The sequence below is a fragment of the Collimonas antrihumi genome, assembly GCF_018304965.1.
Taxonomy (GTDB): Bacteria; Pseudomonadota; Gammaproteobacteria; order Burkholderiales; family Burkholderiaceae_D; genus Collimonas; species Collimonas antrihumi.
This window is the reverse complement of record NZ_JAGQED010000036.1, coordinates 15047-31460: the sequence shown is the minus strand read 5'-3', so window position 1 is coordinate 31460 and position 16414 is coordinate 15047. Positions and strand designations below refer to the sequence as shown.

The window sequence follows — 16414 nt, the reverse complement described above, 5'->3', positions numbered from 1 at the left end:
GGCATCATTCGTCTGAGAATGGCTTCCTTGCGTTCTAATGAATAGCGTTTCACTGCATGTCTTCGCTCCGCCCCCTGAGCTTTTTAAGAAAAATCAGATGACGCGACATCTATCCTGACACAGGGGGAAACTCTTGATCATTACAGATAATACCAAGACAATCTGGATTAATGCACTTTCCGGTAATACCGTTTGCAACGCGGATGGTACTCCAATAGTAAAAGTGATCAACGTCAAAAAATTCCAAGACGGTTCCTCAAGCAAAGAAGAAACAGCAGATCTTGAAAGTCTTTTCGATCTTATAGAAGCGTCACTTGATGTGGCAAATGACCGTCTAAAAGCAGTGACGTTGCTCGACCCTACGCCGCTGGCTAAAGCTTTATGGCAAAAAATATGGGTCAATACTGGTAAAGAGCCGGAAAAGTGTTTGTACAACGTCGTCGAAATGTTCGTCTTTAAATTCCTCAGCGATCTGGGAGTATTAAAGGCGCATATGAATTTTGATGCTATATACAAAATCCGAGAACAGAATGCAGACGACGCTCTCAGCCAGTACGCTGCTGTGGTACGCAAGCAGATTCGGGGGTTGTTTCCGGCTGGCGATGATGGCACGACTATCATTAATGGAACAATTTTCGTCAACGAGAAAGGTGAGGCAAATCATGCTCAGTCCCATCTGTTTGGTGAAGTGCTTGACGAGCTATACAGATATGGAAAGGCTTACGGTTCTTTCCGACATATTCAACGCGAATTCAAAACAAAGCTTTATGAGGCATTTCTAAGACAGTCGGCCGGCGTCAAGGCTCTCGGACAATTTTTTACTCCCCGTACTGTGGTCCAAGCGATAGTAAAAATGTCGACTGCTGGATCTCTGCCGCCCACTGCTCGGATCTGCGATCCCTTTTGTGGTGTTGGGGGCTTCATTTTGGAAGCAATCGCAGAAGTACCTGGTTGGCTTGCAGAATTTGAGCCGAAGAACGGCAAAGTGGCACCGCGCCTTACGCTGCGCGGTTACGATAAAGGATCTGATGAGAAAGAGGACGAGCGCACAATAATATTGGCAAAAGCTAATATGCTTATCTATTTTGCCGATCTTATAGCGAAACACCACACTCCAAGTGAGCTGAAGCAGTTCTCGCAAAATGCATTCAACCCGGTCTTTACTTTGCTTCGCTCAAACCTCGGGACATTTGAAAAAATCGATGAAGAGCCTTTCGATTTAATTCTCACCAATCCCCCATATGTCTCTAGTGGGGTCGCCAGTCTTCGAAGGGCTATTGAGAGCGCTGGATTAGGAAGTTATTACACTTCTGGTGGGCGAGGTACAGAAGCCCTGTCGATCGAGTGGATTGTAAAAAATCTGACTCCTGGCGGTCAAGGAATTGCCGTTGTGCCTGACGGATTGCTGCAACAAGAGGCCATTTTGCGTTATATATGCGCACATTGCGAAGTGCAGGCAATCATTTCTTTGCCGGAGAAAACATTTTACTCGACCAAAAAGAAGACCTACATCCTTGCGTTTACAAAGAAGAAAGTTTCTACTGCCGATCAGAAAACACCGATTTTTTCATACATTGTCAGTGAAATAGGAGAATCGCGTGATTCATATCGATTCCCATCATCCCAAAATGATTTGACGGAGGCTGCGGCCTTATTCAATCAATTTAAGGGAAGTCCTGAATCGTTCAAAGCGAAAAGTTCTCGATGCAAAATAATTCCCGTAAGTAAAATTTTGAAAGCTGATCATTGGCTATGTGAGCGTTGGTGGAGTAACGCCGAACGCCAAAAATTGGGGGTTGTTGATGCAGTGAAAATTGTTTCGCCCGGTGACCTTGCTTCGCTTGCCATTGCGGTTCAAGCATCTGCAAAAATTTTGGCCGCCTACCAACCAATAACTTCCTCCATATCAAGCAAGGTAAAAGTGAATAAACTTAGGCTTGGGGGGTCATGGATGGAGTACATCAAAACAAAAACAGGTTGGAATAAAACGCAATATAGACAATACGATACCCAAGATTCGAAAGACATCCCTGTTTATTCCGCCGCAAAATTACCGGTTGCATACATTCATGATTCTTCGTTGGGAATTATTGATGCAACGGCTAAGGCGCCCGTAATTTCTTTTGCGGCAAATGGTGATGGAAGTGCGGGCACAAACCTTCTCTTACACGTGCGACCGTTTTTTGTCAGTACGGATCGAACTTGTTTTCGAGTAATTGATTCAAACATAGATCCCGAATTCATTTTTTACGGATTACACGGGATGAAACAAAAACACGGCTTTAATCATACATTTAAAGCCACGCCGGATAATCTGCGAGCTGTCGAACTTGATGTGCCGATTTCCGGAAAAACTCCGGATTTGGTGGCGCAACGTGCAAAAGTCAAATCGTTCAAAACGGTTCACGATGCCAAAATTGCATTGGAAGAGCAACTTAGAATTTTGAGCGCGACACGGTTGACTTTTGACTAATCGGAAATTGCTTTTCAAGAATGAGAGAGAAGGGGCGGTCGCTTTTTCATGGCCGCGTTCGCATTAATCACCATACCCGAGCGCACGCTGTTCATTCCCGAACTGGCTACAAAGTGCGGTGGAGTTGCGCCGCAGCGCCCGGGTCTGTGAGAGATGCAGTTTTCAACCGCAAGGGATGAGAGCACGAGCGCAGGTTGTAGACTATAAAGGTCGCCTGAAGCTGATCCTCGAAAGACAACCATTTTCCCGCAGCGACCAGCGTGGTCTTCCCTTCAAATGGAAAGAATGCCTGTGGATAGACACTTTGCTTCGCTAAGGATGCCTTCAAGGCGGAGGCGCCCACATGTAGCGCCGCACGCCACGCTGCGGGATCCAGATGTAGACGGCCAATATCGGCTGCTGACGCTCCTGAGATTTTCTCGGCCAGTTCCAGCACAAGACGGCCAGTGGCATTGTCGAATTGGGGATTGCTGTATAGCGCTTTGCGTTCGAGCGGCGACAAGAATAGCTTGGTGAGCAGACTGCTGGATGAACCAAAATAAAATCGGATCAGCTCGATGCAGGGGATGATAAGTCGACGGTCGCCAGGCAGCTCCACCATCACGCAGTACGAATGCGTACACTGCATATGCCATGGATGCTCTGAAATAGGCAACAGAAAGCCTTTGTGATCCAGATTCAAACCGGCCTTAATCAGACTGACAGTCGTGTCGTCGATGCGCAGGTCGACGAAAGTCTCCAGTTGGTATTCAGGGCTAGCTTCTAATTTGTCGTTGCGCCAGATGTCGCCGATACGCAAAAGGGGCAATGTGCCCGCCGAGATCCATACTTTGCGCTGGAATTTCGCGGGCGTCGTTGAGTCTGGTGACAGTAATACAGAGGGATCGTCGCGGTAATTGTTGTTGAGGACGCGCGACAAGTGCAGAAACAAGGAAGGCTGAGTTCGGCGAATTAAGCGGTTTGGGAACGCGAGATCGCCGAACCAATCAATTCGCCAGGAATTTTCACCCTTGGAGAGGGCAGAAATCGAAGGTAAATCATTGTTATTCAACGATTTATCGATTCAGAATTGTCTCACCACTTTTGAATTTGTCTCATTTACTTCTGGATTGTCTCACCAACTACTGATTGTTCACAACCATGCCAGCATCATGCGCCTGCTGATCGGCATGGTAGGAGCTACGCACCATGGCGCCCACGGCGGCGTGTGCAAAACCCATCTTGTAGGCTTCTTCCTCATACATCTTGAAGACGTCAGGGTGCACGTAGCGCCGCACCGGCAAGTGATTCCCGCTCGGCATCAGGTACTGGCCGATGGTCAGCATGTCGACATCGTGGGCGCGCATATCGCGCATGACTTGCAGTACTTCTTCATCGGTTTCGCCGAGGCCGACCATGATGCCGGATTTGGTCGGCGTGTTCGGATGCAGCGCCTTGAAGCGTTTCAGCAGGTTCAGCGAATATTCGTAGTCTGAGCCGGGCCGTGCTTCCTTGTACAGGCGCGGTGCGGTTTCCAGGTTGTGGTTCATCACATCCGGCGGCGCCAGGTTGAGGATTTCCAGCGCGCGATCCATGCGGCCGCGGAAATCAGGCACCAGGATTTCAATACGGGTATTCGGCGACAGCGCGCGTACGTGGCGGATGCATTCGGCGAAATGGCCGGCGCCGCCGTCACGCAAATCGTCGCGGTCGACACTGGTGATGACGACGTAATTCAATTTCAGCGCGGCGATGGTCTTGGCCAGGTTTTCCGGCTCGTTGACATCGAGCGGATCGGGGCGGCCGTGGCCGACATCGCAGAACGGGCAGCGACGGGTGCATTTGTCGCCCATGATCATGAAGGTTGCCGTGCCCTTGCCGAAACACTCGCCGATATTCGGGCAACTGGCTTCTTCGCAGACAGTGACCAGGCTGTTGGCGCGCAAGATGTCTTTGATTTCGTAAAACCGCGACGATGGCGAGGCTGCCTTGACGCGTATCCAGTCCGGCTTTTTCAGGGCTTCAATCGGAATGATCTTGATTGGAATGCGCGAGGTCTTGCTGGCGCCCTTTTGCTTTTCGGACGGATTGTAGCTAGCGGTGGCAATAGTGGCTTCAGTGGCTTCGGCAGGCAGCGACGGCGTGGTTTCTGTGGTCATGGTCTAGGCATTTCCTTGCTGGAGTCTCGAAAAAGGACTCAGTTAAAACGGTCTATCAATTTGTGAGCAAGCGCTAACTGCACCTCTGAGAGAGCACTATCAACGCCTAGTGTTTTCATATCGACGGTGGCGAGGCCCTCGTAGCCGCATGGATTGATCCAGGTAAAAGGCGCCAGATCCATGGCAACATTGAGCGACACGCCGTGGTAAGTGCAGCCGCTGCCTCTGACTTTCAAGCCAAGGGCGGCGATCTTTGCACCTTGCCAGGCGCCATCGGCGATATAAATCCCGGGCGCACCGGCCTTGCGTTCACCAGCCAGATTATACGCTGCCAGCGTGTCGATCACCGCCTGCTCGATACCCTGCACGAATTCGCGCACAAACAGACGCGCGGCGGGACGACGGCGGCGCAAATCCAGCAGCAGGTAAATCACTACCTGACCCGGCCCGTGATAAGTCACCTCGCCGCCGCGATCGGTCTGTATCACCGGAATCTGGTGCGGCGCCAGCACATGGCTCGGATCGGCTCCCAAACCCAGTGTAAATACTGGCGGGTGCTCGACGATCCACAACTGGTCTGGCGTATCGGGGGAACGGGCGTCGGTAAACGCGCGCATCGCGTCAAAACTGACTTGATAAGGTTCTACGCCGCGCTGAATGATTTGGGGGCTAGGCAGAAGATCTGGGGAAATGGTTTGCTGCGCACTGGACATACCGCAAGTGTACCGAAAATCGGCCGTCGGCGTGCGCTAGCGGGGCGCCGTCAAGCCGGAATGAGGCTTGACGGCAACCAGTCATGCAATATTCAGATCAAAACAATGTTGCAGCCACGTCACGATATCGGATGGAAATCGAATATCAAACCGGCAAAATCAGCAAACTGCAGGATTGGCGCCCAGCGGCTTGCTAAAGCCAGCCCGAGCGCTCGATGACGGCATACGCGTCGACTGCTGTTGAACTTGCACCACGCTGTTGCCTTTGATGGCTTCGATGACGATATGGCTGTCAGCGGCTACGCTTAGGAATTGCCCGGCAGACAACCAGTAGTCGTCGCCGTGCCCTGTTACGGTCACCCAGACCCGGCCTTGCATGATTTGCAGGGTTTGCGCTACCGGGGCGGTTACTGACGTGGCGGTACCGGCACCTATGGTTAAAGACTCGCTAGCTAATAATTTTCTCATGATGTCACTCCTTGAAACTGCTGGTATATTGGACGCTACCTCATTCCAAACCGCTTGATATAGACATTCCTTGTTTCTACAGAGCCATTTTAAGCAATCTACAGCCAGTAACAAAACGAGTAATTTTCTCCTCCCTTGCTAATTTTCCTCATATAAAATGGCCGATCTCCGAAAATTGCCTAATCTCTCCGCCCTGCGCGCCTTCGAGGCTGCAGCACGCAACGACAGCTTTTCGCGCGCCGCCGAAGAAATCTATGTGACGCCGGGCGCCATCAGCCATCAAATACGTGCCTTGGAGCAGGAACTGGGCATCATGTTGTTCAGCCGCCACGGCAAGCGCATCACGATCACCGAACAAGGGCAGCGCTTTGCCGCCGTCATCCGTAAATCCCTGAATGAAATCGCGTTTGCGGCCGAAGCCTTGAAGATGGATGCCAAGCAGAAGCGGCTGACGATTTCCGCGTTGCCTTCGTTTGCCGCACGCTGGCTGGCGCCACGACTGTGGAAGTTCATCGACCTGCATCCCGATACCGAGGTAGTGCTGCAATCGAGCAGCCACCTCAACGACCTGGAGCGTGAGCCTATCGATGTCGGCCTGCGTTACGGCTTGGGCCACTATCCGGGCCTGGTGGTGGAAAAACTGATGGATGATTATTACTATCCGGTGGCCAGCCCGAACTACCGCGGCGGCAACCTGCCGAAAACGCCGCAGGAACTGGAGCAGTGCAGCCTGTTGCGCATGGATACCGAGTCATCGTGGATGCCGTGGTTCGAGGCTGCAGGCATCGACCTGGTGGAACCGACCGGCGGCTTGCTGATCGAGGATGCGTCGATGCTGTTGCGTTCGGCTTCGGATGGATTGGGGATTGCTTTGACGCGGCACGCGATTGCGCTGCAGGAAATTGCTTCGGGGGAGTTGGTGCGTTTGTTCGACGTCGTCGCGCTCTGCCCGCTATCCTATTATTTCGCCTGCACCAAGGAAGCGCTGAGCAAACCGCAAGTGCAGGCTTTCCATCGCTGGCTGCTGGACGAGATCGAGACGTTCAAGGCGCAAAGTGAATGGCCCGGAAGATCCGAGCCATCTTGATCCGATAAGGATTTAAAGCACCATTTTGACCATCGGGTGCGACGACAGCGCCCGATACAAATCATCCAGTTGCTCACGGCTAGTGGCACGGACAGTAGCAGTCAAGCCGGTATAGTTACCCTTGGACGACGGCCGCACTTCCAGCTTGTCGATATGAAACGTCGGATCGTGCTGCACCACCACGCCAACCATGGTCGGCGCAAATGCGTCGTGCGTAGGTCCCATGATCTTGATGGGAAAATCGCTTGGATATTCGATCAAGCTTTCAGCGGGCGGGATAACCTGGTTTTCAGTGGGCTCGGTCATGATGGTTGCTCTTTAATGGTGACGCAGGATAGTAGTTTACTCCCGAAACGGATTCCTGCACTAAAAGCTTATCGGCGACCGGTAATTTGCCGGCACAGCTTGTGTAAATGAAAACAGGGCAGAAAACCACGAGATTTCTGCCCTGCAACGCCCTACAGCAATACCTGTGCGTTACTGCGCTCCCTGATTAAGCTGCCTTGGCCGCCTGATAAGCCTCGTATAACTGTTTGTATATGGGGCCGGGTTCGCCATTTCCAATAGTCTTGCCGTCAATCGAGACCACCGGCAATACTTCCTTGGTAGCCGACGACAACAGCACTTCATCAGCGGCAAACACCTCTTCGCGCGCAATCTTGCGGGCTTCGAACGGAATGCCGCCGGCGGCGCACAATTCCTCGATCAGGCGGTAGCGAATCCCTTCCAGGATCAGATTATCCTTAGGCGGCGCCATCAGCTTGCCGTTTTTGACGATCCAGACATTGGAAGACGACGCTTCGGTCAGCCAGTCATCGCGGAACTGAATCGCTTCCACCACGCCATGCTCGGCCGCATTTTGCGCCGCCAGCACATTCCCCAACAGAGAAATCGACTTGATCTCGCAATGCAGCCAGCGTTGATCCTCCATCGACACGCAAGGCACACCGCTCGCGCGCAATGCCGCACTTGGCAACACCAGCGGGTTGGTCATGATGAACACAGTCGGCGTCAGCGCTTCTTTCGGGAATGCATGACCGCGCTTGGCGACGCCGCGGGTGACATGGATGTAGACCATCTGATCATCCGCCGGATGGGCATCGATCACACCCTTGATCAACGCCAGCCACTGCTCTTTGTCATGCGGATTCGGAATACTGATCTTTGCCAGGCTGCGAAACAGGCGCGCCAGATGATGCTCGGCGCGGAATAATTTGCGGCCGTAGATTGGAATCACCTCATACACGCCGTCACCGAAAATGAAGCCTCGATCGAGTACCGGGATGCGCGCTTCGGACAGCGGCGTCATGCTGCCATTGAGATAGACCAGCGGGTCTTGCATGATCGGATTCCTAAAAAAGTAGAGAATTCAATTCTGGCACAGCGCCGGGCTGCGGGGTATGCAAAAAAAGTATGCGCACGAGCCTGGAAAATGCCGGCCCGAGATGGCGACGTGATGCGGTAGCATACACATACCTCAACTTCGAGGAACCGCCAAAGTTCCTCCTGCGCCTTACCATGACCACCATCGTTACCCGTTGCGCCTGGGCCAATCCCGCTAATCCTCGTTACCTGGCCTACCACGACGAAGAATGGGGCAAACCCTGCCACGACGAGGTGCGGCTGTTTGAAATGCTGAACCTGGAAGGTGCGCAAGCCGGCCTGAGCTGGGAAACCATCCTCAACAAGCGCGACAACTACCGCCGCGCCTTCGACGGCTGGGATGCTAAAAAAATCGCCCGCTACGACGAGATCAAGGTGGCGTCCCTGCTGGCTGACGCCGGCATCGTCCGCAACCGCCTGAAGATTGCCGCCACCATCAGCAATGCCCAGGCCTATTTGCGCCTGCGCACCGAAGTCGGCGGTCTTGATGCATTCTTATGGGCCTACGTCGACGGCGCTCCAATCCAGAATCAATGGACATTACTTGGCGGCAATCCTGCCAAAACGCCGTTGTCCGACCGCATTTCCAAGGATCTGGGCAAGCGCGGCTTCAAATTTGTCGGCTCCACCATCATTTACGCCTATATGCAGGCGATCGGCATGGTCAACGACCATTGCGTCGAATGTTTCCGGCACCAGGCGGTGGCGGAGTAATTTCCGATCGGGATGGCCGCGGCAGAAAACTGCGCGGCACCCTCAGCTCATCCGATCAGCCGCATACCTGCGTTCTTTGCAGCCTTACTGTCAAAAGTCATTGTGTGCATGCAGTTGGCGTCATCGGCGGAACGCTCAATGAGGCAATCTGCGAAGTCGGCATTTGAGCGCGCGTAGACATGCAATGCCCTCAGGACAATCTCTGCGTTTTCGACTTTGAACGTCCGTACCCGTAGCAATTTTTCCAGTACAGAGACGATTTCATCCTTAGTCGCTTGATAGCATCCTTGCATTACCCACACTAGTTCCACCATCGCGACCAGACTGATGAATCCTGGACCGGTATCGGAAAGCGACTCGATTAATGCCGTAGCCTTGGGTGATTGTTTTGGATCGTCTTGCGCAACGTAGCGCACCAAGACATTCGTATCCAGCCCAATCATCGCTGCCCAGACCCACGTTGCGCAATGGCTTGATTCATTTGCTCGATGCTAACTGCGGCACCGGGTTTACGCAGCATTCCCTTCAGGGACTGTACTGATTCAGTGGCAGCAACAAATGCGTACTGCCCGTTCTCAATTTCGACAAACTCAACCCGGCTCCCGGCATCCAGGCCGAGCGCAACCCGCACCGCGGCAGGTATGGTAATTTGGCCTTTAGAGGTCACAGTAGCAGTAGACATACGAATCCTTTCAATTCCACTATTCCTTACTTTATAGTAAGGAATATGAAAAATCAAGACTGATCCCCATACACTCTCTGCCACCATCGGCAAACTGCATTCTGGATACCACTCTTCCCGTCCCGGCACCATTCTGCTACATTCCCGCCATGCCTAAACTGACCTTAGACCGAATCCTGCAATCGCAGGGCTTCGGCAGCCGAAAATATTGCCGCGAGTTAATTGAAGATGGCGAAGTCGTCATCGGCGGCGTCGCCGTTACCGACTATAAATCCACGCCCGACACCAACGGCCTGGTGTTCACCCTGTTCGATGAAGAATGGGTTTACCGCGAACACGTCTATATCGTGCTCAACAAACCGGCCAATATCGAGTGCTCGCGCAAACCCAGCCATCACCCGGGAGTACTGAGCATCTTGCCGGAACAATTCAGCTGGCGTGACGTGCAGCCGGTTGGCCGGCTCGATCACGACACCACCGGCTTGCTGCTGATGTCGGACGACGGCAGCTTCATTCATGCGCAGTCGTCGCCCAAGCGGCACGTACCGAAGTTATACGTTGCCACCACACATGATCCCGTGACCGAGGAGCTGGTGCAAAGCTTGCTGGCCGGCGTGAAGTTGCATGATGAGCCGCAGACGCTGGCGGCCGTCAGCTGCCGTATAGTGGGCTCGCATGAAATCGAGATCGTGCTGGAACAGGGTAAATACCATCAGGTCAAACGCATGCTGGTGGCGGCCGGCAACCATTGCTCGGCGTTGCGCCGCACCGCTATCGGCGGCCTGACCCTGGAAGCGCTGGAGCTGGAATTGGGGGAGTGGTGTTACCTGGAGCGTGAGCATCTGGCTTTGCTGGTGCCGACGGCCTAGTACAAAAAAAGACGCAAAAAAAACGCAAGACCTAAGTCTTGCGTTTTACTGATTCTGGCTTCCCGGAAAATCAGTGCGAGCGGATCATGGTACCGAACGCCTGTTCGGTCAACACTTCCAGCAGCAACGAATGCTCGATACGGCCATCGATGATGTGCACTGTATTAACGCCCGACTTGGCCGCATCCAGCGCCGATGAAATCTTCGGCAGCATGCCGCCGGAGATGGTGCCGTCCTTGAACATTTCATCGATTTCGCGTGCCGACAAGTCGGTCACCAGATTGCCTTGCTTATCTTGCACGCCAGCAATATTGGTCATCATGATCAGCTTTTCAGCGTGCAGGATCTCTGCAATCTTGCCCGCCACGACGTCGGCATTGATGTTGTAAGCCTGGCCGTCGGCGCCAAAGCCGATAGGCGAAATGATTGGAATGAACGCGTCATCCTGCAAGGCTTTGACCACCGCCGGATTGATAGCTTCGATTTCACCGACAAAACCGATATCGAGGAATTCACCTGGGTGCTCGCGGTCTGGCATGCGATATTTGCGCGCACGGATCAGGCCGCCATCCTTGCCGGTCAGGCCGACAGCCTGGCCGCCGTAGTGGTTGATCAGCATCACGATATCCTGCTGCACTTCACCGCCCAGCACCCACTCCACCACTTCCATGGTTTCTTCGTCGGTAATCCGCATGCCTTGCACGAAGGTGCCTTGCTTGCCGATTTTCTTCAGGGCATTGTCGATTTGCGGGCCGCCGCCGTGCACCACTACCGGGTTCATGCCGACCAGTTTCAACAAAATCACGTCGCGCGCGAAGCCGTGCTTCAGGCGCTCTTCGGTCATTGCATTGCCGCCGTATTTGACGACAATGGTTTTACCGTGGAATTGACGGATGTACGGTAACGCCTCGGCCAGAATTTCAGCTTTGATTCCTGGGGCAACGTTGGCTAGATCGTTGGTCAAATCGGCCATGAACAGTCCTACAAGAGAGGTTCTGAGCTTGTCAGAAGAAAGTAAAAAGGTGCAAAGACTGCAACTCGGGGGAGTTAAAAATCGCTGCGAGAAGGATCAGCGCGATTTTACATGGAAATGCGCTTGCTTAGGTGCAGCAAGCGCGCCAATAATCTTGCGATGTTGCATTGCGATGTTGTGTAGATACATCAATGTACGGATGATGGCAGTTCCCCGCGAACAACATGCACTTGCATCCGCAATCAAAGGATAAACAGAATGGCGCAATGCCCCGCCTGCCGGCAACAGTTTTCCTGTGGCGCCGGCCAGCATGCAGATCAGCCTTGCTGGTGCAGCCTGCTGCCGCCGCTGGTCAACGCCGGGTCGGCAGCTACGGAATGCTATTGCCCGGACTGCCTGGAACGCCTGCTACGGCAACAACAAACGGTTGGCGTCGGCCGGAAACCATACACCGATCGCTAAGGACCAGGGCAGCTGCGTACTTCCTGCCCGGGGAAATCCAGTTTGATCTTGTCGAAAGCGATCTTGGCGTCGCCACCCAGATCGCGCAGCTGGAATGCCACTTTGCTGGAACTTACAGTGCGCGTACCGACCTTGGCGCCGCTCAGGCCGCGCTTGGCCAGGCCGGCGACTTGCTTTTGCGCAGCTTCATCGGTTTTGAAAATGCCCAGTGAGATGCCATAGCGCAGCGCGCTGGAATCCTGTATCACAAAGAAGTCGCTGATCCCGAGCCGACGTACTTCGTCTGCCTTTTTATCGGCCGCTTCCTTGCTGCCCAGCGACGGCAAATACACCATGTGGCTAGCCACTTCCTGCGTTTCGCGGCGGACAAATTTGACGGCCGGCGTGCGCTCCGCCAACTGGCTCGAAAAACGCCGTGCTTCGGCCGCGGTGAAATTGCCGATTTCGGTGCAAGCCACCACCGGCGGCAAGTCAGCCGTCGCCGTGGCTGGCGCTGCCGATGCGGCATCGGCTACCGTCATCTTGATTTTATCCGCCTGCAACTGCTTGCTGATACGGGTCGGCTCCCGGCCATCGCTGTAGAGCGCGCCGAGATAGCCTTTTTGCATGGCGAACAATGTCGCATTCGCCAATAACAGCAGCCAGAAAATGATTTTCAACATGGATTTTATAGTGCCGCCACAACAGCAGCAGTTTGCAGACCGATCAATACCAGATTATCAACTGTTTCATGCGCTATGGACAGATACGGCGCGATTAAAGCCGCCGAGCCGCCAGCCACGATACAACGGATGCGTGTACCCGGCGATTGCTGGCTTTGCAGCGCAAATGCCCGTTCGATGGCGCCGACCTGCGCATTGATGCAACCGCTGATGATAGCGTCATCGGTATTATCGGCAAACACGGTATTTACATGCACGTGATCGGTGACATGCGGTAATTGCGCAGTGCTGCGCGCCAGCGAGGTCGCCATTAATCCCAGTCCCGGCAGGATCATGCCGCCGGTAAACACACCGTCTGCACTGACCGCGTCAATCGTGGTGGCGGTGCCGCAGGTGGCGACAATCAAGGCTTGCTGCGGAAACAGCCGTTGCGCGCCCAGCGCCGCGGCAAACCGGTCGCATCCCAGTTGTGCAGGATCGCGATAGGCATTGCGCAGACCCGCCAGCTGCGGCAACGAGGCAAACCAACAGGTCGGCATGGCGCTCCCAAAAACTGTTTCCAGCAACGTCTGCAAGCGCTCCTGCGTGCGTTCGCCTGCCACATTGGAAACCAGGATGCGCGTCACCGTCAGCTTGCGCCAGCGCGCGCTCAGCGTCACCAGCTCGCTATGCGTCGCCGAGCCGCTTTCCAGCCATTCGCCGGGCACACCGCCGACGCCAACCTCGGGCAACGCCGCAAGCGCCCATTTGATGCGGGTATTGCCGACATCTATCAACAACATGGCCATGGCTCAGTCTTCCTTCGGGCGTAATGAAATATCGCCGGCCATGATGGCTATCGGGTTGCTGTCAGCGTCCGTTTGCAACAACAAGCGCCCGATCTGGTCGATGCCAAGCGCCCGGCCTTCGTGCAATGTCTTGCCCTGATCCAGGATCAGCACCTGCTGGCCGGCAAACGCATGCAGCCGATTCCAGCGTTCGACAAAAGCCGCCAGGCCCTCGCTTTCGAATTGGCGCATGTTTTGCGCCAGTCCGCTCAGTAACGATCCAAGCAACAGCTCGCGGTCCTGTGCTGCCGACGCTGGCAGATTGGCGGTAGGACGGCCTATTTGTTCTTGCAATTGTTCCGGCATGGCGAGATTGATGCCGATGCCGATCACGGCCCACAATTGCTGGTCGGGCGCGGTGGCGGTCTCGATCAGGATGCCGGCCAGCTTACGGCCCTTGTGCAATACGTCGTTCGGCCATTTCAATTGCACGTCGACCCCGAAATCGGCCAGGATCTCGGCAATCGTCACGCCCACCGCAAGCGGTAAACCGACCAATGCCTGCAAGGGTGCGGCAAACGGCCATGCCAGCGAAAAGGTCAACGCGGCCGAAGGCGCCGTCAGCCAGGCACGTCCGGCGCGGCCACGGCCGGCAGTTTGCGTCTGCGCCACCAACAACGTCGGAGCGTCCAATCGACGGGAATGCACGCCGCCGGCGATACGCGCCAGCAGATCGGCATTGGTAGAACCGGTCTCGGCCACTACTTCGATCCGGCATTGCTCGGCGTGATGGCCGGCAAATGCAGTGATGCGGGCGGCGGATAAATGGCTGGTGAGTGGAATTGGTGCAATAAATTGTGCAGTCATGCCGCGCATTGTAGCGGGAGTTATAGCGAAATGCAGGTTGAGCACGGCTCCTGACGGGATTACATGTAAAAACATAATAAAACAACCTGCGGGCAATCCCTATGGCATATTTCTCTGAGAGGCGTTAATTCACTTACACGATCGCTCCTCCGAGCAGTTTTATCATAACTGCAATAGTGCAAATGGCAATTCTCCCTTAAACTGATGCGATGCCGAATCCAGACACCACCACTCCCGTGCTCGATATTAAAGATGGCAGCCTGGTTGCCGCGCGCGGCGACTGGCAGGTGCATGCCTTGACGCGGCCGGGGGTGATCAAGGCGCTGCAAGCCAAATTGAGAACATTGTCCAGGCAGACCGACCCACTGCGCTGGGACTTGTCGGATATCGGCACACTGGATCATATCGGCGCGCAATTATTGTGGAACGCCTGGGGTAAAACGCGTCCGCAACAATTAACTGTAGCGCCGCAACACCGCGATTTCTTCCAGCGCCTGGCCAGCGCCGGCACGTTGGCATTGCCGCCCAAGCCACCACGGCGCCGCATGTTCAATGCCATCTACGACATGGGCACCGCTGCCCTGGATCACGTGACCGGCTTTATCACCCTGCTGGGACAACTGGTGCTGGATTTCCTGCGCATGACGCAAGTGCCGCAGCGCGCGCCCTGGAAAGAGATTTCCGCCAATGTCTATCATGTCGGCTACCAGGCATTGGGAATTACCGCGTTGGTCGGTTTCCTGATCGGCGTGGTGCTGTCGTTTTTATCGGCACAACAACTACACACTTTTGGCGGCGATATCTACCTGGTGAATATCCTCGGCATGAGCATCATCCGCGAACTGGGGCCGTTGCTGGCCGCGATCCTGGTGGCCGGCCGCTCCGGCTCGGCGATCACTGCGCAACTGGGCGTGATGCGCGTCACCGAAGAACTCGATGCGATGCTGGTGATGGGCTTGCCGCATGGCTTCAGGCTGGTGTTGCCGCGGGTGCTGGCGTTGCTGGTGGCAATGCCTTTGCTGGTGATCTGGACCGATGCCATTGCACTCTTGGGCGGAATGGTAGCCGCGCAATTGCAACTGGGTTTGTCGCCCACCTATTTCCTGCAACAGTTACCGAATGCGGTACCGTTGCCCAATTATCTGATCGGCCTCGCCAAAGGCGCAGTGTTCGGCGGCTTGATTGCGATGGTGGCCTGCTATTTCGGCCTGCGCATCGAACCCAACACGGAAAGCCTGGGACGTGGCACCACCACTTCGGTAGTGACTGCGATCACCATCGTCATCGTCGCCGACGCCGTGTTTGCGATTATTTTCAGCGGCGTGGGATTCTGATGGCTGAGCAAACACCCGTCATCGAAATCGACAAGCTCTGGACCCAGTTCGGCCAGACGGTGATTCACCAGGATCTGGATCTGCGCATCGACGCCGGCGAAATCGTCGGCCTGGTGGGCGGCTCCGGTTCCGGCAAGACCACGCTGGTGCGGCAGGTATTGGGGCTGAACCGGCCGACCAAGGGTAAGGTGACGGTGTTCGGCACCGATATCAGCCAGGCCGATGTCGAACAAATGTATGCGCTGCAAAATCGCTGGGGCATGTTGTTTCAGCAAGGCGCCTTGTTTTCTGCATTGACGGTGCTGGACAATGTCGCGTTGCCGATGCGCGAGCTGCGCGCCTTGCCGGATCAGTTGATCAGGGACGCGGCATTGCTCAAGCTGCAGATGGCCGGGATTGGCCCTGAACACGCGCTCAAAATGCCATCCGATCTCTCCGGCGGCATGATCAAGCGGGTGGCGTTGGCCCGAGCGTTGGCGCTGGAACCGGAATTGCTGTTTCTCGACGAGCCCACGGCCGGGCTCGATCCGGCATCGTCGGCCGCCTTTATCGAACTGATCCGGTCGCTGCACAAAGACATGCGCTTGACCGTAGTGATGATCACCCATGACCTGGAGCCGTTGCTGGCCTTGTCGACCAAGATTGCGGTGCTGGCAGACAAACACGTGATCGCCTACGACACACCGGAGCGCGTCATGCAAGTACGCCATCCGTTTATTGAAACATTTTTTCTCACCGCCAACCGTTTTGAGCACGACACGTGCGGGTGATATGCAAATAATGCAAACAATGCAGATAAAGTGCGGAAAGCGTAGACAGGAA

Annotated in this window: 19 protein-coding genes; 7 read left to right on the top strand and 12 right to left on the bottom strand. The window is 54.8% G+C overall.

Going from position 1 to position 16414, the window contains the following annotated elements; all coding sequences use genetic code 11:
- Nucleotides 1–133 precede the first annotated feature (133 nt).
- A complete protein-coding gene (locus KHU29_RS20280; protein WP_211455142.1) occupies nt 134–2473 on the top strand; it encodes an N-6 DNA methylase in 2340 nt (779 codons plus the stop codon).
- A 106-nt stretch (nt 2474–2579) separates the two neighbouring features.
- Here the strand turns inward: KHU29_RS20280 and KHU29_RS20275 are convergent, their stop codons facing one another.
- The 4 genes from KHU29_RS20275 to KHU29_RS20260 all read right to left on the bottom strand — a co-directional run bounded on the left by KHU29_RS20275 (nt 2580) and on the right by KHU29_RS20260 (nt 5792).
- Nucleotides 2580–3524: a hypothetical protein gene (locus tag KHU29_RS20275; protein ID WP_211455141.1), complete on the bottom strand. Its 945-nt coding sequence runs from the start codon at nt 3522–3524 to the stop codon at nt 2580–2582.
- A 70-nt stretch (nt 3525–3594) separates the two neighbouring features.
- Nucleotides 3595–4611: a lipoyl synthase gene (gene lipA, locus KHU29_RS20270; protein WP_211455140.1), complete on the bottom strand. Its 1017-nt coding sequence runs from the start codon at nt 4609–4611 to the stop codon at nt 3595–3597.
- A gap of 38 nt (nt 4612–4649) precedes the next feature.
- Entirely contained in the window at nt 4650–5324 is a 675-nt protein-coding gene (lipB, locus tag KHU29_RS20265) for a lipoyl(octanoyl) transferase LipB (protein WP_211455139.1), read from the bottom strand.
- A 159-nt stretch (nt 5325–5483) separates the two neighbouring features.
- Nucleotides 5484–5792 (bottom strand): DUF2917 domain-containing protein, encoded by a 309-nt coding sequence (locus tag KHU29_RS20260; protein WP_211455138.1) that lies wholly within the window; start codon nt 5790–5792, stop codon nt 5484–5486.
- A 157-nt stretch (nt 5793–5949) separates the two neighbouring features.
- Between KHU29_RS20260 and gcvA the strand changes: the two genes are divergently transcribed.
- On the top strand, nt 5950–6879 hold the full coding sequence (gcvA, locus tag KHU29_RS20255; RefSeq protein ID WP_211455137.1) for a transcriptional regulator GcvA: 930 nt from the start codon (nt 5950–5952) through the stop codon (nt 6877–6879).
- 12 nt (nt 6880–6891) lie between these two features.
- Here gcvA and KHU29_RS20250 read toward each other — a convergent pair whose 3' ends face one another.
- Together KHU29_RS20250 and KHU29_RS20245 are read right to left on the bottom strand one after the other, a co-directional pair.
- A complete protein-coding gene (locus KHU29_RS20250; protein WP_092413991.1) occupies nt 6892–7185 on the bottom strand; it encodes a DUF493 family protein in 294 nt (97 codons plus the stop codon).
- A gap of 187 nt (nt 7186–7372) precedes the next feature.
- Complete coding sequence (locus KHU29_RS20245) at nt 7373–8221, bottom strand: D-amino acid aminotransferase (protein ID WP_211455136.1); 849 nt, start codon at nt 8219–8221, stop codon at nt 7373–7375.
- Between the two features lie 176 nt (nt 8222–8397).
- On the opposite strand from KHU29_RS20245, the gene KHU29_RS20240 reads away from it, so the two are divergent.
- A complete protein-coding gene (locus KHU29_RS20240) occupies nt 8398–8976 on the top strand; it encodes a DNA-3-methyladenine glycosylase I (RefSeq protein ID WP_211455135.1) in 579 nt (192 codons plus the stop codon).
- 47 nt (nt 8977–9023) lie between these two features.
- Here the strand turns inward: KHU29_RS20240 and KHU29_RS20235 are convergent, their stop codons facing one another.
- Together KHU29_RS20235 and KHU29_RS20230 are read right to left on the bottom strand one after the other, a co-directional pair.
- Nucleotides 9024–9419, bottom strand: coding sequence for a type II toxin-antitoxin system VapC family toxin (locus tag KHU29_RS20235; RefSeq protein ID WP_211455134.1), 396 nt, complete (start codon nt 9417–9419; stop codon nt 9024–9026).
- Nucleotides 9416–9658 carry an AbrB/MazE/SpoVT family DNA-binding domain-containing protein gene (locus tag KHU29_RS20230; RefSeq protein WP_211455133.1) on the bottom strand — a complete coding sequence of 81 codons (243 nt, stop codon included), beginning with the start codon at nt 9656–9658 and terminating at the stop codon, nt 9416–9418. Before KHU29_RS20230 ends, KHU29_RS20235 begins: the two co-directional genes overlap by 4 nt.
- 149 nt (nt 9659–9807) lie before the next feature.
- Between KHU29_RS20230 and KHU29_RS20225 the strand changes: the two genes are divergently transcribed.
- On the top strand, nt 9808–10527 hold the full coding sequence (locus KHU29_RS20225; RefSeq protein WP_211455132.1) for a pseudouridine synthase: 720 nt from the start codon (nt 9808–9810) through the stop codon (nt 10525–10527).
- A gap of 70 nt (nt 10528–10597) precedes the next feature.
- On the opposite strand, the gene argB is transcribed toward KHU29_RS20225, so the two are convergent.
- Nucleotides 10598–11500 (bottom strand): acetylglutamate kinase, encoded by a 903-nt coding sequence (gene argB, locus KHU29_RS20220; protein ID WP_038493964.1) that lies wholly within the window; start codon nt 11498–11500, stop codon nt 10598–10600.
- Nucleotides 11501–11758: 258 nt separating this feature from the next.
- Here argB and KHU29_RS20215 point away from each other — a divergent pair, with 258 nt between their 5' ends.
- Nucleotides 11759–11962 (top strand): cysteine-rich CWC family protein, encoded by a 204-nt coding sequence (locus KHU29_RS20215; protein WP_211455131.1) that lies wholly within the window; start codon nt 11759–11761, stop codon nt 11960–11962.
- Here KHU29_RS20215 and KHU29_RS20210 read toward each other — a convergent pair.
- Genes KHU29_RS20210 through KHU29_RS20200 form a run of 3 tightly spaced genes read right to left on the bottom strand, consistent with a single transcriptional unit; the run spans nt 11959 to nt 14258 of the window.
- Entirely contained in the window at nt 11959–12624 is a 666-nt protein-coding gene (locus KHU29_RS20210) for an SPOR domain-containing protein (RefSeq protein ID WP_211455130.1), read from the bottom strand. The genes KHU29_RS20215 and KHU29_RS20210 overlap by 4 nt on opposite strands.
- A gap of 5 nt (nt 12625–12629) precedes the next feature.
- Nucleotides 12630–13412 carry a type III pantothenate kinase gene (locus tag KHU29_RS20205; protein WP_211455129.1) on the bottom strand — a complete coding sequence of 261 codons (783 nt, stop codon included), beginning with the start codon at nt 13410–13412 and terminating at the stop codon, nt 12630–12632.
- Nucleotides 13413–13415: 3 nt separating this feature from the next.
- Complete coding sequence (locus tag KHU29_RS20200) at nt 13416–14258, bottom strand: biotin--[acetyl-CoA-carboxylase] ligase (RefSeq protein WP_246542355.1); 843 nt, start codon at nt 14256–14258, stop codon at nt 13416–13418.
- A 209-nt stretch (nt 14259–14467) separates the two neighbouring features.
- On the opposite strand from KHU29_RS20200, the gene KHU29_RS20195 reads away from it, so the two are divergent.
- Complete coding sequence (locus KHU29_RS20195) at nt 14468–15592, top strand: MlaE family ABC transporter permease (RefSeq protein WP_211455127.1); 1125 nt, start codon at nt 14468–14470, stop codon at nt 15590–15592.
- Nucleotides 15592–16362 carry an ABC transporter ATP-binding protein gene (locus KHU29_RS20190; RefSeq protein ID WP_211455126.1) on the top strand — a complete coding sequence of 257 codons (771 nt, stop codon included), beginning with the start codon at nt 15592–15594 and terminating at the stop codon, nt 16360–16362. The genes KHU29_RS20195 and KHU29_RS20190 overlap by 1 nt, the downstream gene beginning before the upstream one ends.
- Nucleotides 16363–16414: the final 52 nt, after the last annotated feature.